The 22,557-nt window shown below is 42.4% G+C and carries 18 protein-coding genes and 1 tRNA gene; 12 read left to right on the top strand and 7 right to left on the bottom strand.

Annotation, left to right across the window (positions count from 1 at the left end):
* Positions 1-283: 283 nt before the first annotated feature.
* The 4 genes from LZG71_RS27585 (at position 284) to LZG71_RS27600 (ending at position 4,007) form a co-directional block, all read left to right on the top strand.
* Positions 284-2,149, top strand: a complete 1,866-nt coding sequence (locus LZG71_RS27585) for a carbamoyltransferase (RefSeq protein WP_233825963.1) — start codon at positions 284-286, stop codon at positions 2,147-2,149.
* Between the two features lie 44 nt (positions 2,150-2,193).
* Complete coding sequence (locus tag LZG71_RS27590) at positions 2,194-3,315, top strand: SGNH/GDSL hydrolase family protein (protein WP_233825964.1); 1,122 nt, start codon at positions 2,194-2,196, stop codon at positions 3,313-3,315.
* A 75-nt stretch (positions 3,316-3,390) separates the two neighbouring features.
* Positions 3,391-3,540 (top strand): DUF5989 family protein, encoded by a 150-nt coding sequence (locus tag LZG71_RS27595; RefSeq protein WP_233825965.1) that lies wholly within the window; start codon positions 3,391-3,393, stop codon positions 3,538-3,540.
* Positions 3,541-3,644: 104 nt separating this feature from the next.
* Entirely contained in the window at positions 3,645-4,007 is a 363-nt protein-coding gene (locus LZG71_RS27600; protein WP_233825966.1) for an SxtJ family membrane protein, read from the top strand.
* A 45-nt stretch (positions 4,008-4,052) separates the two neighbouring features.
* On the opposite strand, the gene LZG71_RS27605 is transcribed toward LZG71_RS27600, so the two are convergent.
* The 4 genes from LZG71_RS27605 to LZG71_RS27620 form a co-directional block, all read right to left on the bottom strand.
* A complete protein-coding gene (locus LZG71_RS27605; RefSeq protein ID WP_233825967.1) occupies positions 4,053-4,937 on the bottom strand; it encodes a Ppx/GppA phosphatase family protein in 885 nt (294 codons plus the stop codon).
* A gap of 90 nt (positions 4,938-5,027) precedes the next feature.
* Positions 5,028-6,491 (bottom strand): hypothetical protein, encoded by a 1,464-nt coding sequence (locus tag LZG71_RS27610; RefSeq protein ID WP_233825968.1) that lies wholly within the window; start codon positions 6,489-6,491, stop codon positions 5,028-5,030.
* On the bottom strand, positions 6,481-7,095 hold the full coding sequence (locus LZG71_RS27615) for an RNA polymerase sigma factor (RefSeq protein WP_233825969.1): 615 nt from the start codon (positions 7,093-7,095) through the stop codon (positions 6,481-6,483). Before LZG71_RS27615 ends, LZG71_RS27610 begins: the two co-directional genes overlap by 11 nt.
* A gap of 263 nt (positions 7,096-7,358) precedes the next feature.
* The gene (locus tag LZG71_RS27620) at positions 7,359-7,835 is read right to left on the bottom strand and encodes an Lrp/AsnC family transcriptional regulator (RefSeq protein WP_233825970.1); all 477 of its coding nucleotides are present in this window, start codon (positions 7,833-7,835) and stop codon (positions 7,359-7,361) included.
* A 200-nt stretch (positions 7,836-8,035) separates the two neighbouring features.
* On the opposite strand from LZG71_RS27620, the gene metH reads away from it, so the two are divergent.
* From metH to LZG71_RS27640, 4 genes are all read left to right on the top strand, one after another.
* The gene (gene metH / locus LZG71_RS27625) at positions 8,036-11,857 is read left to right on the top strand and encodes a methionine synthase (RefSeq protein WP_233825992.1); all 3,822 of its coding nucleotides are present in this window, start codon (positions 8,036-8,038) and stop codon (positions 11,855-11,857) included.
* A gap of 318 nt (positions 11,858-12,175) precedes the next feature.
* Positions 12,176-12,688 carry a hypothetical protein gene (locus tag LZG71_RS27630; RefSeq protein ID WP_233825971.1) on the top strand — a complete coding sequence of 171 codons (513 nt, stop codon included), beginning with the start codon at positions 12,176-12,178 and terminating at the stop codon, positions 12,686-12,688.
* 247 nt (positions 12,689-12,935) lie between these two features.
* Positions 12,936-14,174: a NupC/NupG family nucleoside CNT transporter gene (locus LZG71_RS27635; RefSeq protein WP_233825972.1), complete on the top strand. Its 1,239-nt coding sequence runs from the start codon at positions 12,936-12,938 to the stop codon at positions 14,172-14,174.
* Positions 14,175-14,362: 188 nt separating this feature from the next.
* Positions 14,363-15,283 carry a YihY/virulence factor BrkB family protein gene (locus tag LZG71_RS27640; RefSeq protein WP_233825973.1) on the top strand — a complete coding sequence of 307 codons (921 nt, stop codon included), beginning with the start codon at positions 14,363-14,365 and terminating at the stop codon, positions 15,281-15,283.
* Positions 15,284-15,461: 178 nt separating this feature from the next.
* Here the strand turns inward: LZG71_RS27640 and sppA are convergent, their stop codons facing one another.
* Positions 15,462-17,228 (bottom strand): signal peptide peptidase SppA, encoded by a 1,767-nt coding sequence (sppA, locus tag LZG71_RS27645; protein ID WP_233825974.1) that lies wholly within the window; start codon positions 17,226-17,228, stop codon positions 15,462-15,464.
* Positions 17,229-17,423: 195 nt separating this feature from the next.
* Between sppA and LZG71_RS27650 the strand changes: the two genes are divergently transcribed.
* Together LZG71_RS27650 and LZG71_RS27655 are read left to right on the top strand one after the other, a co-directional pair.
* Positions 17,424-17,942, top strand: coding sequence for a histidine phosphatase family protein (locus LZG71_RS27650; RefSeq protein WP_233825975.1), 519 nt, complete (start codon positions 17,424-17,426; stop codon positions 17,940-17,942).
* A 37-nt stretch (positions 17,943-17,979) separates the two neighbouring features.
* On the top strand, positions 17,980-18,138 hold the full coding sequence (locus tag LZG71_RS27655; protein ID WP_310587794.1) for a hypothetical protein: 159 nt from the start codon (positions 17,980-17,982) through the stop codon (positions 18,136-18,138).
* 3 nt (positions 18,139-18,141) lie between these two features.
* On the opposite strand, the gene xerD is transcribed toward LZG71_RS27655, so the two are convergent.
* Complete coding sequence (gene xerD / locus LZG71_RS27660) at positions 18,142-19,038, bottom strand: site-specific tyrosine recombinase XerD (RefSeq protein WP_233825978.1); 897 nt, start codon at positions 19,036-19,038, stop codon at positions 18,142-18,144.
* 123 nt (positions 19,039-19,161) lie between these two features.
* Between xerD and aroQ the strand changes: the two genes are divergently transcribed.
* Positions 19,162-19,578, top strand: a complete 417-nt coding sequence (gene aroQ / locus LZG71_RS27665) for a type II 3-dehydroquinate dehydratase (protein ID WP_233825980.1) — start codon at positions 19,162-19,164, stop codon at positions 19,576-19,578.
* Positions 19,579-19,648: 70 nt separating this feature from the next.
* On the opposite strand, the gene LZG71_RS27670 is transcribed toward aroQ, so the two are convergent.
* Positions 19,649-22,138: a M14 metallopeptidase family protein gene (locus LZG71_RS27670; RefSeq protein WP_233825982.1), complete on the bottom strand. Its 2,490-nt coding sequence runs from the start codon at positions 22,136-22,138 to the stop codon at positions 19,649-19,651.
* A 261-nt stretch (positions 22,139-22,399) separates the two neighbouring features.
* Between LZG71_RS27670 and LZG71_RS27675 the strand changes: the two genes are divergently transcribed.
* Positions 22,400-22,474, top strand: a tRNA-Glu gene (locus tag LZG71_RS27675).
* Positions 22,475-22,557 lie beyond the last annotated feature (83 nt).

The raw sequence follows: 22,557 nt of genomic DNA on the forward strand, positions 1-22,557 counted from the left end.
TGGTTGGATATGATTGAATGAATTTGGTTATGCAACGAATTATTGTAAATAGCTCACAGTCAGTTATGCGGTATGGTGATGTCCGTCACTAAGATATCTGGTACAATTTTTGTAATATTGCTGTGCACTCCTATTGAGTCGACTCTAATTACTTTTATATCCGCGTGGATCAATCATGTCTTAATAGAAGTAATGTCTTAGGGATAATTGTTATGGTGCTTATACGATACACCGTTGACAGAGTTCATCAAAGGCACCTGATTTATAATATTTGAACTGTTAAATGAAAATTTTAGGTATTTCGGCGTTTTATCATGATTCAGCCGCCGCTCTCATAGATAATGGAGAGATCGTTGCCGCCGCTCAGGAGGAACGCTTCACCCGTAAAAAGCATGACCCGGGTTTCCCATCAGAGGCTATAAAATTTTGTCTGGAATACAGCGGATTGACCTTGAATGAACTGGATGCTATCGTTTTCTACGATAAACCTCTGCTGAAATTTGAGCGTCTTCTTGAAACGTATTATGCCTTTGCGCCAAGAGGGATCAGGTCGTTTTTGACGGCAATGCCGGTTTGGATAAAAGAGAAAATGTTTCTCAAACGCCTCATTAACGAGGAATTGGAAAAACTGGGATATGATAAGAAAAAGGGAAAGGTAAAAATGCTTTTTCCGGAACACCATCTTTCTCACGCGGCAAGCGCATATTATCCTTCACCATTCGAAAAATCTGCCATTCTGACAATCGATGGCGTAGGAGAGTGGGCAACCGCTTCCATTTGTTTGGGCGAGGGGAAAGACATCACGATTTTAAAGGAATTGCGTTTTCCCCATTCACTGGGACTTTTATATTCCGCGTTTACCTATTTCCTTGGATTTCGGGTTAACTCAGGAGAGTACAAATTGATGGGCCTTGCACCTTACGGGAACCCTTCGTCGCCTGACATTAAAAGGTATGAAGATATCATTCTCAAAGAGCTTATTGAGTTGAAGGAAGATGGCTCCGTCTGGCTAAACCAGGATTATTTTGATTATGCTACGGGGCTCAAAATGGTGAATGAGCACAAATGGGAAGCACTTTTTGGTTTCAAAACCAGAAAACCCGAAGATGCGCTCGAAAGCATTCATTGTAACCTGGGTCTGGCGATCCAGAATATTACAGAAGAAGCGGTGGTTCGTATGGCCAAAGAAGCCAAGCGCCTTACAGGAGCAGACTATCTTTGTATGGCAGGAGGTGTTGCATTGAATTGCGTTTCCAACGGCAAGCTTCAAAAAGCCAATATTTTCAAGGATATTTTCATCCAGCCTGCTGCGGGTGATGCCGGCGGAGCACTAGGCGCTGCGCAGGCTGCCTATCACATTTTCTTTGGTCAGGAACGGAATATTACCTGGAAGGCAGATGCCATGCGTGGATCATATCTCGGACCTACATTCTCTGATCTTGATGTGGAATTGACAGCCAAAAAATACAAAGCGCCTTTCACTTATTACGAAAACTTCAAGGATCTTTCTGTGGACGCTGCAAAACTGCTTTCCGAGGGTAATGTAGTTGGCTGGATCCAGGGGCGCATGGAATTTGGGCCGCGGGCTTTGGGTGGCCGGAGCATCCTTGGCGATCCGAGAAATGAGGAGATGCAAAAGAAGCTGAACCTGAAAATTAAATACCGGGAGTCTTTCCGTCCTTTTGCTCCGTCAGTGTTGGCGGATGATTGTGCTGAATACTTCGATTATGACGGAATTTCGCCTTATATGCTTCTGGTCCATCCTGTTGCGGAAACCAGAAGAAAGCCGTTGCCCGAGAATTACGACGGTATGGATCTTAGGAATAAACTCTATTATTCAAGATCAGATCTACCGTCTATCACCCATATCGATTATTCTGCCAGGATCCAAACCGTGCATAAAGATACAAATCCAAGGTATTGGGATTTGATCAATTCATTCAAGGAACTGACTGGCTATGCGGTGGTCGTAAACACGAGTTTTAATGTAAGGGGAGAGCCGATCGTTTGCACTCCAAACGATGCATACCGTTGTTTTATGAGAACTGAGATGGATTATCTGGTGGTAGGCAATTTTATTTTCGATAAGAAGAGACAACCAGAGTGGCTTGAAAAAGATGGCTGGAAAGAAGAGTTTGTACTTGATTGAGAATCGATTGATCTACAAAAAATAATTCACGTTCCGTTTTTCCTATGGCTTCAAAAATTGTAAGTAGTCTTTTCAGGCTATCGTTTCTTGCAGTAATATTTACATTTTTGTTCTACCCGGATAAGTTCAATATCGTTTTTGAATCCCCGGGTAGCCCACAAAGCGACAGCCCGTATGTTCGGCTGGCGAAAGTTGCTTTCTGGCTGTTATTCATTATTGAAATACTTCGCATATTTTACTACGGTGTTGTAAAAAGCAAAGCAAAGGGAGTGATTGCCAACGTTGTAACCATCACAGTGCCTCTTTTGGTTACCATTATTTTGCTTGAAATTATTTTCATGTACATTCCGCAAAGCCATGAAGGAGTGCTTTCCAAGGCATCACAAATCTGGTGGGAAAAGTACTGGAAACCAGTCAATTCGCTTGGATATCATGATCGCGAGATAGTTCAGGAAAGCGGTAAGAAAAACATCCTGTTCATTGGAGATTCCTTTGCGGCAGGGCATGGATTGAAAAGTGTTGACGAGCGTTTTTCCAACATCATCGCAAACAAACTCGGTACCGAAAAATACAGCGTTTACAATCTTGGCATGTCTGGTGCGGACACACGTGATGAGGCCCGAAGGTTGGAGGAATTCCCCGTGAAACCCAATGTGATCGTACTGGAGTATTTCCCGAATGATATAGAGAAAGTGGGGCGGGAAAAAGGCCTGACTTTAACCGGTGCTGAGCCTTACGCAGATCTGACCGGCCCGTTTGCAACTTTGGTGAAGCGTTTTTATTTGCCAAACTTCATCTATTGGCAGCTCCCGCATACATCCTTTGGCACCTTTGAAAAATTTGTTCAGACTGCCTATACCGATACAACCATATTAAATTCCCACCTTCGTGATCTTTCTAAAATGGTTGATTACCGCGATAGTACCAAGTCTGAAATGTATGCGGTATTCATTCCTTTTTTATTCCAAATGGATAAAAGTGCAGGATATACCAAGCCGGTTGAAGGTTATCTGAGATCGAAAGGGGTTAAAGTAATTACGCTTACCGAGGAAATTTCCGGGATTCTGGAGAAAAACCGGGTGGTTGGAAAAAATGACGGACACGCCAGCGCGGAAGTCAATGCCGCTATTGCGGAAAAGTTGTTAAAGTCGATGAACCGGCCTTAGTATCAGTGTATCGATCTAACGGTTATCATCTCAATGTATCAATGTCTTAAATTTGAATTTTAAATTTCGAAAATAATGGATTTTCTAACAGACTTATTTGCATTCATGAAGGAGCGGAAAAAATGGTGGCTTGCTCCTGTAATTCTTGTTTTATTGCTGATCGGCGTTCTGATCGTGATTGGCGGTGGCTCGGCGGTGGCCCCTTTTATCTATACCTTATTCTAGCCAAAATTTGGTCTGAGTATAAAAGTGTGAATGATGAATTTCAAATCATGGTTAACAGCAATTTGACTGAAAAAAATTGCTGTTAACCTTATTGTAACTTTAAAATGAGTGAATCGGATAAAATTAAGGCCCAACTGGTTATCGTTACGGGACTTGTCGTATTGTATTTTATTTTTGAATCCCGGTATTTCCTGATAGCCGCAGCGGTAGTCGGCGTATTAAGTATTTTTATTCCGGTGGCCGGGGACCTTATTGTGAAGGGCTGGTATAAATTAGCGGAAGTCCTGGGTGCTATAAACGGGAAAATTTTACTTTCCGTGGTGTTTTTTGTTATTCTTTTTCCGGTTGCAATTATTGCGAAACTGGGCAAAAAAAATCCTCTCGGTTTGAAAAGAGAGGATGGAGATTCTGTATTTGTGGACCGCAACCATAAGTATTCATCAAAAGATATGGAGAACGTGTGGTAGGCGGCTGTGCTTACATTATTGCGGTTTAAGAAAATCTGAATTAATTCAGATTTTCTTTTTTCTAAGGTTCCTTTCGTAAAGCAGTTGAAGCATTCCGTCTTTTAAACCTACATCCGGAACATGAATGATTTCGGCACCTGCCCATTTCATGGCCGACGTGTAAATATCTCCTGCCGGTACTATTACATCTGCACGGTCAGGATTGAGTTGTAATTTATTGATTCGTTCTTCAAGCGAGAACTGAGCAATATAATCCCGCATTCGTATAATCTCTTCGAGACTTGCCGAGCTCTCACTTAGCTTGGAAGACAAATCAAACAGCTTGTTGATATTGCCTCCTGTTCCTACGGCTTGTATGGGCTGTGTATAATCTACGTTCGCCTCAATCCATTCCTGAACTTTTGGCCAGATATTTTTCGATTCTTTGCCTTCCAATAGCCTTACGGAACCCAGTTTAAAGGATTTTGCAATAATCTTTTTTCTGTCTTTATACAGGTTAAGCTCTGTACTGCCACCACCTACGTCAATGTGGATATATTGACCTTCGCTGAGTGATTTAACAACCACATTATTTACCAGTTCTGCCTCGCGCTGTCCGTCAATGATCTGAATGTGAATGCCGGTTCTTTGCTCTATATGCTCACGTACTTCATGACCATTATCAGCTTCACGCATGGCAGAAGTGGAGCAAGCCATGTAATCTTCTACTTCATGCAGCTCCATCAACAGCTGATACGCCAGCATGAGTTTCATCATTCTGTCCTCGCTCATGGAAGAAATTCTTCCCTGTGTAAAAACATCGTGACCCAAACGAAGTGGAAATCTTACGTATTCAACTTTTTTCAAACGGGTAATGCCCTCATCCTGCAAAACTGAGGATATTTGCATACGGGCACCGTTTGATCCTATATCTATTGCAGCGAATTTCAAGTGCTTATTGTAAAGGAGTAATGAAAAGCCAAAAATAGCGCTTTTCAACCGTAATTTTCAAAGATCGTTCTTTGATCCACTTCTATATCCTTACATTTTTTTTCCAATCTGGTATAGCAATTTCATTTTTACACCAGGACCAGTTCTCTGATTTTCAGGTGTAAGTGGCTTAAAATAAGTAAAAAGATAACCTTCGATTTGAATCACGATCGGATGCCATGTTTTTTCAATTCCGGCATTGATATTCACAGAGTTGAATAAAGGGACATCCATTTTTCGCTCAAAAGACTGTCTCTGGAACTCTTTACCGTACATCGGGAAACGGGAATCGAAGGAAATATTTTCTTTCGCTTTTACGGTAACGTTGGTTCCTGCACCAACAAAATAGCTGAAATCACTGGTAATGTCGTTTCTGAATGCAACGGTAAGCGGGATTTGAACCAAAGTTGGTTTTACATTGATATTTGCCACTTCAAAAGCCGTGGGAACTTGTCCGGGATGCGCTTTTCTGAAATCTTTTTTATTTTTTTCCTTGAACATTTTCTCAGAAAAGAACTCCATCGGCTTGATTTTTAGCCAGCTAAGTCCGGCCGATACTGAGAACTTTTTAGATACAAGTACTTCCCCAACTACTGTTTTTACCTGATTATTTCCTTCATACTGATAACCAACACCGAAACGGTACGGTGCCCGGATGTTGAGCTGAGGGATAATATTTTCTGTTTTTGTTGCTTTCTCTACTTTTTTGTCTTCAACTGCAACCTCTTTGCTTGTTTGTAACGCACTGGCAAGCCACACTTTTTTAGCCTGGCGCGGCGAAAGCCTGCTGGCCAAAGCATATTGCAGGTTGCGACTGCCGCCTTCTCCAATAGATGCAGGAGAGATTTCCACTAAATCAGAAAAATTATCGAGGCTTTTGGCAAACACTGCTGGCGGAGAAACGTCGCCCTTGGCATCTCCGTTGTTAGGATGCATTGCCAGTTGTTCCTGAGATGTATTTTTTGAAATCGTTGAAATGCCTGAGGCCACATCTTGCGGTTCATTCATCTCGGGGCTTTTAACGTGTTCGTTGGTTTTTACATTGTTTTGTGCCAGAGCTGAATTGTCGGTGGATAGCGTTTTATGCTCTGTATTCCGGTTCAAGGAATGTCCAGCCGCTTTTACTGTTTGAGATTGAACAGTGGCCACAAAATCCTCTGATTGGTTATGAAGGAACTGGTCTTTTGTTACTTCTTTTTGTACAATGTAAATGGTATCAACCTTTTGTACCACAGAAGGTGTGCTACTGATGAGTTCAATCTGACTTTTCAGTTTGGTTACATCAGCAACCAGGTCGTTGTTCTGCGACAGTTGGTTAACATACAAAAAGACCATTACAGACGTGACAGAAGCCGCCGCCGCATAACCTAGCCAGGAACCGTATTGCTGCCAGATAGTTGGTGGGTTATGGACCTGCATATAATTTTGCATTTTGGTCCAGTTATCCTCTTGAAAGTCTGGTGAAATACTCTCTAATTTCTGGCGTATAGTATTTTCAAATTTATCAGTTTTCATTTCCTTTGAACGACTTTACAGCCCAATCACTTGGGAAGAGATGTGGGTAATATTTTTTAATCAAATGCTGTAAACGGGCTCTTGCACGCACATAATGAGATCGTACGGTAGCTTCGTTAATTTCAAGCATTTCTGCTATTTCTCTATGATTGTATCCGTCGACAACGTACATCAGAAAGACGTTTTTGTAAACGGGCTTAATTTCATTGATCAGTTTTAAAATCTCATCGGCCGTTATCTGGCTCACAATATCTTCATCGAACCTGGGATACGGCGCATCTTCCAGCGAGACCATATCTTCGTTATGCTTTTTATGCTTGCGATAATAACTAATGGCCGTATTCACCATAATAGTCCTTAGCCATGCCTTGAAAGGATGCCCCGGGTCATACCTTTCTATGTTATTAAAAACCTTGAGAAATCCTTCATTCAAGACCTCCTCGGCTTCTTCGGCGGAAGAAGTATACCTTAAACATATACTTTTTGAGTAGCCGAAAAATTGTTTGTACAAAGCTCTTTGCGCCTGACTGTTGCGAGCCACACATGCAGAAACGACGGACCCGAAGTCGTTTTCGTCAAAAGATATTTTTCTTCCAAATAGCAAAGTTAGGGCGTCAAGTTGTCAGGGATATGATTATTGAATTAAGTTACGCACCGGCACGCACATCTGTTGCAGAGGTTCTTCAAAATAAATTTTAAATTTTTTTCTGGTCTTTGCAACAGGCGTAGAAAGCCTTACGTATAGGTTTACAGCAAGAAGCCAAAAGTCCTATTAGCGGTCTGGAATGCCTTATAAGCCTGAAAAGTAAAAAAAGAATTTTGTTAGGGGTGAGTTGGAATACGGTGCTGGAATTTCCGGTACCGTATTTATTTTTTAAAGTTCAGCATTTCCAGCTCCGACGAATTTTTTATTTCTCCCATCACAAACAAACTGTGGGTGCTACCAATGTTTTCCAGTGAACCAAGCTTTTGCATCAAAAACTGCTGGTATTGCGACATGTCTTCCACCACAACTTTGAGTAGGAAATCGTAATCTCCCGATATATTGAAGCATTCCATGACTTCAGGCATGGCGATCACAGCCTTTACAAATTTCTCTCCCATATTTTTGGAATGCTCTTTGAGAGCTATGTTGCAAAAAGCCATTAATTTTTTGCCAATTTTCTCACGGTCAACCAGCGCAACGTACTTTTTGATGATCCCCTCTTTTTCAAGTCGGCGCACACGTTCGTAAACGGGAGTATACGACAAGTTCAACTTTTCGGATAGTTCTCTTGTTTTTAACGTTGCATCCTGTTGCAGGTAATGCAGTATTTTGGCGTCGGTCTCGTCTAAATTGTGCATAGATAGAATATCTTTATTCACTTTTTATCTCTCGGTGGCTGAGATAAATTATGTAAAAGTAAACGATTATGTAGATCAATAATCTGATTTTTTTGATTTTATTGAACAAAACATCTATTGAGCTAAATTTGTATTCTCAGAAAAGTGCGGCAAAAGATTCTAACGCATTTATTCACATTGAACTAACGGAAATTGATATAATGGTAGCTACAAAGCAAAATGATATTCGTGAAATTTTGAAAAGTCGAATCCTGGTACTTGATGGTGCTATGGGAACGATGATACAACGCTACAAACTAGAAGATCACGATTACAGCGGAGAGCGCTTTAAAGACTGGGCTCACGATGTGAAGGGAAATAACGATTTGCTTTCTCTGACCAGGCCAGATGTAATTAAAGAAATTCACGCTGCTTACTTTGAAGCCGGTGCAGATATAGCAGAAACAAACACTTTTTCTGGAACCACCATTGCGATGGCGGATTACGGAATGGAAGAACTCGTATATGAACTGAACTTCGAATCGGCTCGGTTGGCACGTGAAGTTGCAGATGAATTCACTGAAAAAAATCCGGATAAGCCAAGGTTTGTTGCGGGTTCAATGGGACCAACCAACAGAACGGCTTCCTTATCTCCGGACGTAAACAATCCGGGTTACAGAGCTGTAAGTTTCGATCAGCTGGTGGATGCTTATTATGAGCAGATCAAAGGACTGACCGACGGAGGTAGCGATATTCTGCTTGTTGAAACTGTTTTTGACACGCTGAACGCCAAAGCAGCTCTATTTGCTATTGATAAGTTTTTCTCGGATGCAAAAGAAGGGAAGGTTGAAAGACTGCCTTCATGGAGAGTAGCGGAAGGGGAAGCTTTGCCAATTATGGTTTCCGGAACAATTACGGATGCATCAGGACGGACGCTATCCGGACAAACAACCGAAGCGTTTCTGACTTCCATTTCGCACTTGCCGCTGCTTTCAGTAGGGTTGAACTGCGCACTTGGAGCGGATCTGATGCGTCCTTATGTTCAGATTTTGGCAGATAATTCTCCATTTTTTACTTCGGCTCACCCCAATGCAGGTTTACCCAATGAAATGGGCGAATACGACGAATCGCCTGAGCAAATGGGTGAGGTGATTGATGGATTTTTGAGAGACAATCTGATTAATATAATAGGTGGATGCTGCGGAACAACGCCGGATCACATCAGATCCATTGCTGATATAGCAGGAAAATATAAACCACGCGTAATTCCGGAAAAGGAGCCTATCCTGAAACTTTCAGGTTTGGAACCGATGGACATTACCAAAATGACGAATTATGTCAATATTGGTGAAAGGTGTAATGTTTCAGGATCAAAAATGTTTGCGCGTCTGATTCGTTCCGGTGATTATGATGCGGCATTATCTGTTGCCCGCGACCAGGTGGAAAACGGAGCGCAGGTGATCGATGTGAACGTGGATGAAGGGATGATCGACGGAGTTGAAGCGATGAAAACCTTCTTAAATCTTATCGCAGCAGAACCGGATATTTCACGCGTACCCCTTATGATTGATTCGTCCAAGTGGGAAGTAATTGAGGCTGGGTTGAAATGTGTGCAGGGTAAAGCCATTGTGAACTCAATATCCCTGAAAGAGGGTGAAGAAAAATTCAAAGAGTCGGCGAGAAACGTATTGCGTTACGGCGCTGCTGCGGTTATTATGGCTTTCGACGAAACCGGACAGGCTGACAATTACCAACGTCGTATTGAAATATGTAGCCGTGCATATCGCATACTGGTGGATGAAGTAGGTTTCCCGCCTCAGGATATTATTTTTGACCCAAACATCCTTACCGTTGCAACAGGGATGGACGAGCATAACAACTATGCTGTCGATTTCATAAATGCAACACGCTGGATAAAGGAAAACCTGCCGCACGCAAAAGTTTCGGGTGGTGTATCCAACGTTTCTTTCAGTTTCAGAGGAAATGAGCTTGTTCGCGAAGCGATACATACTGCATTTTTGTACCACGCTGTGAAAGCTGGTATGGATATGGGGATTGTGAACGCCGGTCAGCTGGGTATATATGATGAAATTCCGAAGGAGACACTGGAATTGGTTGAAGACGTATTGTTGAACCGCCGTCCGGATGCAACAGACAGGCTGATCACTTTTGCTGAAACCATCAAGGACAAAGGAAAAGTAGCGAGTGGCCCTGATCTGACGTGGAGAACGTTGCCTGTGACGGAGCGTATCAGTCACGCACTTGTAAAGGGTAATGCCGATTATATAGAAGAAGATGTTGCAGAATGCCTGCCGATGTTCACAAGACCACTCGAAATTATCGAAGGACCACTGATGGACGGAATGAGTGTCGTTGGTGATTTATTTGGAGCAGGGAAAATGTTCTTGCCCCAGGTTGTAAAATCGGCCAGGGTAATGAAGAAGGCTGTTGCATTCCTTCAACCATATATTGAAGCAGAAAAACAGGAAGGATCTTCGTCAGCAGGGAAAATTTTATTGGCGACTGTGAAAGGAGACGTGCATGATATTGGTAAAAATATTGTGGCGGTGGTGCTTGGCTGTAATAATTATGAGATTATCGATTTGGGTGTGATGGTTCCGACAGATAAGATTCTGGCGGCAGCTATTGAACACAATGTAGATATCATTGGTCTATCCGGTTTGATTACGCCTTCATTGGATGAAATGGTTGGGGTTGCAAAGGAAATGGAAAGACGTCAGTTCAAAATGCCGTTGCTCATTGGCGGAGCAACAACCTCACGCATTCATACCGCCGTTAAAATTGACCCTAATTATTCGGGAGCTGTAATTCACGTATTGGATGCATCACGTTCTGTACCCGTTGCAGGAAAACTGATTCAGAGTGATGCCAGCCAGGCTCAGGTATTATCGGATATTAAAATAGAATATGCCAAACTGCGTGAAGATCATGCAAAAAGAGGCGGAGAAAAAGCGCATGTAGCTATAGATAAAGCTCGTGACAATAAGGCTAAAATAGACTGGAGTAACTTTACAGCAAGGAGACCAGAGTTTCTGGGAACCCGCGTATACGACGATTACGATCTTTCGGATATAGCGAAATACATTGACTGGACACCTTTCTTCCAAACCTGGCAGCTGCACGGAAAATATCCCAAGATATTCGAAGACAAGGTAGTAGGGGAGGAAGCGTCACGTTTGTTCGAAGATGCTGCCGTATTATTGGGAGAGATAATTCGTGACAAAAGTTTGAAAGCAAAAGCTGTGATCGGTTTCTGGCCTGCAAACTCTATTCATGATGACATCGTCATACACCATTATGAAGAACAGCCTGGCGCAGGAAATGAAGGACATGGTTCACAACAGCATTTGGAATACAAGCTTAGCCAGTCGGCAGAAGCTAATTTGAATGCGGGTGAACTTGTGAACGATACTGCTGTTGTGTTGCATCACCTGCGTCAGCAGAGCCAGAAAGCTGCTAATTTGCCAAATTACTGTTTGTCAGATTTTGTGGCTCCTCTTGAAACCGGACATACCGACTACATCGGAGCATTCGCAGTTACTGCGGGAATTGGCATTGAAGAATTGTTGGATCGTTACGAAAAAGACCACGACGATTACAACAGCATCATGGTGAAAGCTTTGGCCGACAGGCTTGTTGAGGCATTAACTGAATTAATGCACGAACGGGTAAGAAAAGAAATTTGGGGATATTCAAAAGAAGAGGAATTTAGCAATGAAGAACTCATTAAAGAAGCTTACAAGGGAATTCGTCCGGCTCCGGGATATCCAGCCTGTCCGGATCATACTGAAAAGCGTATGTTGTTTGACATGCTGGACGCTGAAAAATTGGGCATTACCCTTACAGAGAGTTATGCTATGTACCCGGCAAGTAGCGTAAGTGGTTGGTATTTCTCTCACCAGGACAGCCGATATTTCCCGGTTGGGAAGATATTTAAAGATCAGGTTGAGGACTATGCGAGAAGAAAGAATATGCCTTTGGAAGAAATAGAAAAATGGTTGTCTCCGGTTTTGGGATACTAACCAAATAGACACTCCCTGATTTTAGCCTCAAATCGAAAGATTTGGGGCTCTTTTTTATCCGGTTGCTGATTTTTGTAAAAATTGGTAATTTTTTTTACCCTTGATTATGAAGGTGTTGGAGTAAAATTTTAGTTTTTGTGGCTGTGATACTTAAATGTTCCCTGTTACTTTCTTTAGAATTTGTCGTTTAAGTAAAGATTTAGCGAAAGATATATACGTGCATTAAAAATCAGGTAATTATACGCTATTTTCTTAATATTAAACGTTAGATATTTGTAACCCTCTCAACAATAAAGATTACATATCATTCTCAAGGCCATGAATAGGAAAATATCAGTTTTTATTTTATTGATTTTACTCGCTTCGTCATTTAAGTACAGAGCCAAAACTTACGAATCAAAAGCGCAGGCAATGGAGAAGCCAGTTGCGTCGTCACAAGCTAAAAGTTTGCCTGCTAAGAAAGACACAAGCTTTGAGGAGTTTACAGATCGTTTACACAAGGCGAATCAGGAACTTGTATCCGGAAATCCAGAACCTTTGAAAGCGCTTTGGTCAAAGGCAGAGGGGACAACAGTTGCCATCCACGAAACCCGTGAGAAAGAATGGGAGACTGTTTCTGTTAATCTGGGCAACAAGGCAACGATGGCAGCCAATGAATATTCGTTTGAAAACATTACTACCCAGGTCGGGACCGATCTGGCCTGTTTGCTTCAAACCGAGCATTACAGGAGAAGTGGTGAAAAGCCAGTTGATCTTCAGGTGACTATCCTTTGTAGGAAAGAAGGCAATGAGTGGAAGATCGTCCATAGACAGGCAGAAAACACAAAATAGAATTACTATTCAAGTATTACACAGGCAGAGGTCCATCCGGGGCTTCTGCTTTTTATTTTGAAAATTGATCCATCCTTTCCATCCCTGACGGCATGTGCAAGTAAGCCCTATTGTGAAAGTATGGGCCAAATCCGGTAAAAACGTATGTACGGTCGCCTTATTTACAACTCCTTGTAATTCCCTGTGCTGGTAACAATTAATTTGTTGTTATTTTGCAGCCTGGAAAAACAGCATCAACTTATTACACATGGAGAGATTTACTGGTCTGATTGGTATTGCATTAATTTTAGGAATTGCATACGCAATGTCCAATAATCGTAAAGCTATAAATTACCGAACCGTTGGGGTCGGGCTGGGTCTCCAGTTTGGTTTGGCTGTTTTCATTCTTCGTACAGATATCGGACAAGCCATTTTTCAATGGCTTGGGGAGAAAGTTCAGAAGCTTTTGGGGTTTTCGGACAAAGGAGCTGATTTCGTTTTTGGAACACTAGTTCGTCCTGAACTGATGCAACGTGCATTCGGTCCCGGTAACGATTTTGTATTCTTTTTTAAAGTTATTCCAACAATCATTTTTGTAGCCGTTTTGGTTAACATGCTCTACCATTTGGGTATCATGCAGCGAATTGTATCAGTTATTGCCCGCGGCGTATATTGGCTTATGGGAGTAAGCGGTGCCGAAGCGGTTTCGAACGTAGCCAGTACATTTGTTGGTCAGGTAGAGGCGCAGATCATGATCAAGCCATATCTGAAAAATATGACCAATTCGGAGCTCATGGCTTCTATGACTGGTAGCTTCGCCTGTATCGCCGGCGGTGTAATGGCCGTTTATATTTCACTTGGTGTACCGGCACCCTATCTGATTGCTGCAAGTTTGATGGCTGCTCCGGGAGCATTGGTAATATCCAAAATCGTATTTCCTGAAACGGAACAATCCAACACAAAAGGTGCAGTGAAGCTGGAAATTACGAAAACACACGCCAATTTACTTGACGCCATCGCCGCAGGTGCGAGTGAAGGTCTCAAAGTAGGCTTCAACGTGATTGCAATGTTAATCGGCTTTATCGCTCTTGTGGCCTTGCTTGATTATTTGTTAGGTTTAATCGGTGGTGTTTTTGCTTTTCCACAGCTGAGTTTTAATTTTTTGCTGGGTAAAGTGTTCTCCATTTTTGCGTGGGCAATGGGTGTTCCGGGAAAAGATGTAGAAGCTGCTGGTTCTTTGATGGGTACCAAAATGGTGATCAACGAGTTTGTTGCCTATCTGGATATGGTAAAAATGAAAGATACTCTGGATCACAAAACAATTGTAATCACAAGCTTTGCATTATGTGGTTTTGCCAATTTTAGCTCTATTGCTATTCAGGTAGGAGGTATTGGCGAACTTGCTCCATCCCGCCGTGCAGATTTGGCACGTCTGGGTTTTAAAGCATTGATTTGCGGCACATTGGCTTCTTACATGTCAGCGACTTTGGCTGGATTACTGTTGTAAAAGGAGTTGCTTAAAAGATTTATGGATAAGGAATGGAGCCAAAACCCATTCCTTATTTTTTTGAGTCATGTTTAAAAAAAGCAGGAGATGTTGCCTAAAAACTGCAAAATTGAATGATTTACATCATTTTGGCATGATTATATCTAGCCTTACCCAAAGCAAGATTACTATCAATTTAAAGTTAAGACATGAAAACAATTAAGCTATCCTTCACTTTGCTTAAAGACAGTTTTAGTGCATTCATGGACGACAATGGACTCAAACTGAGTGCGGCGCTGTCTTATTACACGATTTTCTCGCTGGCTCCCATGTTGTTGGTTATCATTTCGGTTTTGAATTTTTTCTATTCCAATGGGAATATCCAAGCTGAATTGTTTGGGCAAATCACAACACTTGTAGGAGCCAATGCGGCTCAGCAATTACAAGAGATATTGAAAAATGCAGAAATGTCGAATAAGTCAGGTGTAGCGGCTGCTATTGGTGTCGGAACGTTGTTGATTGGTGCTACTGGAGTTTTTGCGGAGATTCAGGATTCTATCAATTTTATCTGGTCTATTAAATCGAAACCGAAAAAAGGTTGGTTACAATATTTAAAAAACAGGCTGTTGTCATTCTCTATCATTCTGACTCTTGGTTTTCTATTGATGGTTTCACTTGGCGTTAATGCATTGGTAGAATTATTAAGCTCACGACTTGAACAGATCTTTTCAGAGGCTTCCGTGGTGCTTTTCTATATTTTAAACATGGCTTTACTGCTTGGTATCATTACGGCCTTGTTTACAGTCATTTTTAAAGTGCTTCCCGATGGTTATTTGAGGTGGAAAGAATGTATCGTAGGTGCAACCTTCACTGCTGTCCTATTCCTGATCGGTAAGTTTGTAATCAGTTTTTACATTGGTCAGGCAGATCTTGGAGCAACGTACGGAACATCTGCTTCCATCGTAATCCTGCTAACATGGGTTTACTATTCTTCCATTATTCTATATTTCGGCGCTGAGTTTACCAAAGTGTATGCTGCTTTGGACGGAGTTGCCATCGCACCCAATAAACATGCAGTACTGATCGTAAGAAGAGAAATTGACGAGAAAACCGGTAAATTGGTTTCATAAATGGATATCATCACAAACGAAAAATCCCCCTTGCATCTCGCAAGAGGGATTTTTCTATTATATATGAAGAAATAAAATAACTCGCTTAACTCCTTACTCCTCTAAACTACCTGTCAATTTCTAATTTCTTAACTACTATAACTTCTTAACTACTATAACTTCCTACTCCTCTAACTCCCTACTTAATAACCATCTCAAAAGGCATACGCGTTTGCATTCCGCCCATGTTCATCAGTTTTTTATACATTTTGGCATAAGTGGCCATTTCTCCGAAGTTCCTTGCCATTGCCTTGTCTTCCTCGTCACCCATTATTTTGGCTAGCATTTCCTCCAATGGCTTTTTCTTTTCAGGGTAGTAACGCACCCGGTAATCGCCGTCTTTCAGTTTGGCAGCAGTTGCTGCAAGTTTCACAGCATCATTCACACCGCCCAGTGCATCCACGAGACCGTTTGCTTTGGCTTCTACACCAGACCAAACACGTCCCTGAGCCAGGCTTTTAAGTTTTTCAACAGGCATTTTTCTTCCGGCTGCTGCTTTCGAAGTGAATTTCTCATAGCCTTCGTTCACGCTTTTCTGGATCATCGATTTCTCGAAGTCAGTCATATCACGTGTCGCAGTTGGCCAGTCGGCATGCGGACTTGTACCCACACCATCAAATGTCACGCCCAGTTTGTTATTCATGAAATCTGTGACGTTGAAAACCAGACCGAATATGCCGATTGAACCGGTAATGGTGTTAGGTTGAGCAACAATTTTGTCACAACCCATTGCCATGTAATAACCACCAGATGCGGCAACGTCCGACATAGAGGCAATTACAGGTTTCGTTTTGGCAGTGATCAGGATCTCTCTCCACATCACATCCGATGCAAGAGCACTTCCCCCTGGAGAATTGATACGGAGCACAATCGCTTTGATTTTATCGTTGTCACGAAGCTTTTTCAGTTCTTTTACAAACTTATCCGATCCGATTGCTCCGTCGCCGCCATCACCACTGTTGATCTCTCCCTCAGCAACCAAAACCGCAATACGTGTATTGAAATCACCCTCTCCTGATGTATTCGTGCTTTTTAGATATTTGTCTACACCAACATAGGAAACATCCTTTTTAGCATCAGTTTTCAGCGTGGATTTAATGCTATTTTCAAATTCATCCCAGTAGCCCAGGTTGGTAACCAGTTTATTTTTAAGAGCTGATTCCGGATTTTCAACTGCAAGTGAATCTGCAAGGCCTTTTAGCGTAGCGGCAGGAATACCTCTTGAAGCTGATATTTTTTGCAGATAGTGATCATTAATCGCCGTAATCAGTTCCAAAGATTGCTTTTTGCTCGCTTCGCTCATATCAGGGCGTACAAACATCTCAATTGCACTTTTAAATTCACCTACACGGAAGATCTCAGGTTTTACACCGAGTTTATCAAACGTACCTTTAAAGAAGCTGTATTCCGCCGAAAGACCATTCCATTCCATTCCACCGGCCGGATTCAAATAAATTTTGTCGGCAACAGAAGCAATGTAGTATCCTTTTTCAGTAAATGTCTCGCCGTAAGCGACAACGAATTTTTTAGATTTTTTGAATTCAGTTAGTTGATTTCTAATCTCTTCCAGTGTAGCCCATCCTGCGTTTGGTCCTTCTGTTTTAAGGTAAATACCCTGAATTTTATCATCGGTTTGGGCACTTTTCAGCGCATCCACGATGTCTTTAAGACCAACGATATTTTCTTCTCCCGAAAAAGGTCCGCCTATACCCGAAAAAGGATTTTCAACGCCAACTTCCTGTATCGGTTTGTTCAGATCCAGCTTAAGAACCGATTTCTCAGAAACAACAACCTTGTCGTCCGAAGAAAACATAGCTCCGATTCCTGCCAACAGGAAGATGGATCCGATGAAGAAAACAAACAAGCCAACCAATGTGGCGAGTACGTATTTAAAGAACTGTAACATATTATATTAAACCTTTGATTTGAAAGTTCTATGATTCCTTGTCAACAAAATTAATGATTAATTGTCCCAGTTAGGTGTACAATTAATGTCAAAAGGTATTTTCGGTGTATTAAGTGGTCAAATATCTTTTCAAGTATATTTGTGCTCAGGCTTTCAGCCATAACCTTTCCGTAATCGATCTTTAAAATATAAAAGATGAAAAAGACACTTATTCTGGTTCGCCATGCTTCGGCCGAGGAGGACAATTTTCGTGTAAAGGATTTTGATAGACAATTGGTGAGTAAGGGTCTGTCGGAGGCGGCGATCATGGGTAAGTGGCTGGCAGGGAAAAGTATAATACCTGATCGTTTTGTAACCAGCACGGCGGCTCGTGCCTATAAAACAGCAGAAATTGTAGCCGATCAGCTTCATATCAATATTTCGGATATTGTTCTGAACAGCTCTCTTTACGATGGAGGCCCGAGGGCTTACCTTGGAGCTGTAAATACCACACCCGATGAAACCGATAAACTGGTGTTGTTCGGGCACAACCCGGATATTACCTATTTTGGCGAATATCTTTCGGGCAGCGATATTGGTTCCATGAAAAAGGGGAGTATTGCGATACTTGAATTCGAAAATTTAAAATGGGAAGAAGTTTCTGCAAAAACGGCGAAACTGGTTTCATATACTACACCAAAAGATGCAAAGGAGGCGCAGGAAAGGAATGAATAATTCGAATAGAAACCGCAAAATTTTCATCGTTGTCTTTTTGGCATTTGTAACATTGTTTGCATACATCAGCTACGACATGTCGAGCCGAACCACTGCACCCTGGAACAAACCCAAGCAGCTAAAACGAGCCTTACCTGGAGCACTGCCAGATTCGGACTCACTCAAACTGGATTCTTTGCTGGAAGAGGTGAAGTGAAATCTACCCCCTCGGATGAAACTCTGTAATTACCTGCCTCAGATAATCGCGGTCAAGATGGGTGTATATTTCTGTGGTGGTAATGGACTCGTGTCCAAGCATTTCCTGCACAGCCCGGAGGCTGGCGCCGCCTTCTACCAGATGCGTCGCAAATGAATGCCGGAATGTGTGCGGACTCACATTTTTATGTATTCCTGCAATTTCTGCCGCATCTTTAATGATCAGGAAGATCATGACACGGGTAAGCTGCTTTCCTCTTCGGTTAAGGAAAACGATGTCTTCACTTTCCTTCTGTACAAACATCCCTTTCCTTACATGTTCCAGATAGAGTTCGGTGTATTTAATCGCATCCTTGCCAATAGGAACAAGCCGAACCTTATCGCCTTTTCCCAGTACTCTTATAAAACCAATATCGAAATGACAATTGGTAAGCTGCAAATTGACAAGTTCGGAAACACGCAAACCGGTGCTGTAAAGTACTTCGATCATCGCCCGATTCCGGGTACCTTCGGGTGTGGAGTGGTCTATGGCGGAGATAATTTGTTCTATATCCTCATAAGACAGCACATCAGGAAGTTTTCGGGGTAGGCGAGGAGCGTCGATCAGCTCGGTGGGATCCTGCTGAATTTCATTTTCCAAAATCAGATATTTGTAGAATGCCTTGATTCCAGATAGCATCCGGGCTTGCGAATGCGCAGCTAGTCCCAACTCTGCAATGTATTTCAGGAAAGCAAGAAGGTGCTCTTCTCTGATGTCTTTGGGGGAAACGCTAATGCCCGCTATTTCGAGGTATTCAGCCAGTTTCTCAATATCACGAACATAGGCCTGAACAGAATTGTCAGAAAATGACCTTTCCAGGCGCAGATAATTTTTAAAATGTTTGATGTAGCTTTGCCACATGATCAATGAGCTGTTTTTTCCTGAACTGCAATATTAGACAGGAAAAGCGAATCATTTGCATTGGGCGGGGTTTTGCAAACAGCTTAGAAACCACATTTTCCCCGCAGCCAAAAGCATTAAAACATGAAAAAAATATTAATTCTGAACGGTCCGAATCTGAATCTCTTGGGTAAAAGAGAGCCCGGAGTATATGGAAACGAGTCTTTTGAAGATTATTTTGAAAAACTAAAAGCACTCTTTCCGGAGGTGGATCTGCAATATTATCAGTCGAATCACGAAGGTGCTTTAATTGATAAAATACATGAAACCGGATTCAGTTTTGATGGAATCATCATCAACGCCGGCGGACTTACCCATACGTCCATCGCTCTGGCAGATGCGTTGTCGGCCGTCACTACTCCTGCCGTAGAAGTGCATATTTCGAATATACATGCAAGAGAATCATTCCGTCACCATAGCTATCTCACGAGCCGTAGTAAAGGTATGATCTGTGGTTTAGGATTAAAGGGATACGAACTGGCTGTTCGTTATTTTTTATAAAAAAAAGTCTGTTTACAGGCTAATGAAACCTTGTAAACAGACTTTCTGTAATTGCAATCAGTTATTTTGATTATCTGAATATCGCATTGGCAAACAGTATCTTACCATCGTAAAGCATGCCACGGAACAACGGATCGTCAAGCATGTAAATTACCTGGCCTCTTCCCATTTCCTGCGCACCGAAAATCAAAGTGTTTTTAAGTTTGCTGGTCATTTTTTGTCCGACAAATCCTGCCACATATCCTTTCTCTCCAAGGTAACCCACATTCCAGCCATCTTTAAGCAGTTCAACGTCATACGCGTCCCTTACCAGCGTATAGTAATCCTGTTTCAAGCCGAATGATATCGGATGGGTTCTGTCGAAAGTTACGTTGTACATACTGCCCGGAGAAGAATCGCTGGTTTCAACACGTTCCTGATCGCCGTACTTTTTGAAAACATCAGGTTCTTTTCCTTTGTCAGTCGATTTTTTGGTTAAACCAAACCCCGCTTTATTTACCAAAGCCTCGTTGGCTCCTTCCATGGCAATCAGCTTTCCGCCTTTTTTTACCCAATCCTGAATCTGATCCAGAACTTTGTCATTCAAAATTCCTGAATATCTCCCCGCAGGAAGTATAAGCACATCTATCTCGCTCCAAGGCAAGCCTGCTAATTTTCCCGGATCAACAAGCGTCATTGGGTATTGAATTTGCTGTTCGAAATAATGCCATACCGCACCAAACGAAGTGGCGGAAACACCTGGACCGGCAACGGTCACAATTTTTGGAGATTTAATTGCCGGAACAAATTCTGAACCGAAATCAGCACCTGAGGTAACAAAACCGGTTTGAACTGGAGTGAGCTGCACGTGGTGTTTGTTGGCGAGGGTAGTAATCACTTTATCGAAATCCACATTGTTGTTGCCCTTTTTGGTAATTACGAGCGTACCTGCATCATAGCTTACCTTGTCCATTTCAAAAGGAACATTCGAACTTCTTACAAGCACATTTTTCTTCAAAAGTTCGGCAAGGAACACGGCATCTTCCACATCAGCCCATCTTGCCAGATATGCGTAAGGCGTAGCGGTTGGTATTTTATTGTCAACAGGAGTTGCCTGATATGGCGCAGGAGACAGTTTTTCTTTGAAACCGTACGTTTTCAAACCAAACAAATAAGAAATTCCCCAACTTGTAAGGTCGTACGTTACAGAATCTTCCAGCACAGGTTTTGTTTCAAAAAGCACCCTAACCAGGTTTGATTTAGGCTGATAAGCCGAGATCAGCAAATCGTTGCTTTCAATTTTTACCGACTGATCGGAAGAATTGCTCAGTTCCGTGCCTTTGGCAGTAATTGCTTTTCCGGCCTGACCGTATTGGAAACCCTGGTTGGTCATCCATTCTGTAAATGCCCGTACGCGCTCCTCGTTGCCTTTTGTTTTGATGATATAGGTTTTGTACTGACCGATCGGATTGACAGCAGCGTCCTCATGGAATTTGATAAATTCACTCACAATACGCTCCTGACGGGATGAAACCGCTTCCAGCGTGGCCAGACTTGTCGCAAAATGGTGGTCGATACGGCTCACCAGCGTCAGCGTATCTTTTTCCCTTTTGCGCTCAATTGCGAGCCCGGCAGCGCCGCCACCTGCTTGTTCGTACGTAATGCCGATAGCCCCGTTGAACGAAGGCCATGTATCGCCGTAACTTGGGTAAAACAAATCGTAATTGTAACGGGTGAAATATGCCCAGTTGTTTTTGTCAAAGTACCGACGGCAGTTTTCGCCTACAAGTTCATTGAATTCACGCTGCCACGAGGTAATATCCTTGTGAAATGGCTTGGCAGCAGGAGGGAAGTAGTAACTTCTGTTGGAACCCATTTCGTGGAAATCAGCATGCAAATGTGGCATCCACTGGTTGTAAAGTGCAATTCTTGCTTTGGTTTCCTTTTGTGTTTGCCACGCCCAGTCACGGTTCAGGTCAAAAAGATAGTGGTTGAAACGTCCGCCTGGCCATGGTTCGTCGTGTTCAAGCGCAAACGGCGTCACATCCGGAACAGCATTCTGATAACGGTTATACCATTGTGTATATCTGTCGTATCCATCCGGATTCTGGCACGGATCCAGAATGACCACCGTGTTTTTCAATATGCCCTGCGTTAACGCATTGTCTTTGTTAAGTAGTTCATAAGCAACTTTCATACTCGAATTCGCAGAAACTGCCTCGTTACCATGTACGTTGTAGCTCAGCCAAACAATAGGAGGAACCTTGCCATCGGCTTTCCCGTCCAGCATTTTAATGCTTTTCAGGTGGTTGGTACGGATGGTTTCCAGGTTGGTGATGTTCTCCGCCGACGATATAAAAGCAGTAATAAGCGGCCTTCCCTCATTGGTAGAGCCATATTGAATGATCTTCACCCGATCCGGATTCTGCTTTTGGAGAACCTTGATGTAATCCACGATCTGATGATGGTAAGTGAATTTGGATCCGAGTGGATAGCCCAGGTATTGATCAGGCGTGGGATTTTGCGCTTGCGCTAGTGAGTAGGAAAGCAAAAAGAAAAGACAATAAAGAAATCTAGTCATAGATCGGCCGGTGGTGTTAAAAGAATTAGGTTTACTCAAATTTATAAATATCATCGAATTTTGCACTATACCATGTCAGTAGAAAAAAAAGTTTTGTTTTGAATCCATTGATAATGAGATCGGTGGAAAATATGTTTATTTTATTTTCTCTGTGAATTTGGATTATAAAAATCAACCCTGCATATTTGCACCACGTTAACGGAAACGGGAACGAAAAAGTGAAAGAAAGTGCTAAAAAAGCAGCGAAGTAGGAGACCAGTCGGCCCATTCGTCTAGCGGTTAGGACACGACCCTTTCACGGTTGAAACAGGGGTTCGATTCCCCTATGGGTCACCAAGTTGCTAGTATGCATCGTTCAACACTTTTTAAATCGCTCTGATTCAGAGCGATTTTTTTTTGCCCTGGCGAGTCGGTTTTTG

This window comes from Dyadobacter sp. CY312 (assembly GCF_021390535.1).
GTDB lineage: Bacteria > Bacteroidota > Bacteroidia > Cytophagales > Spirosomataceae > Dyadobacter.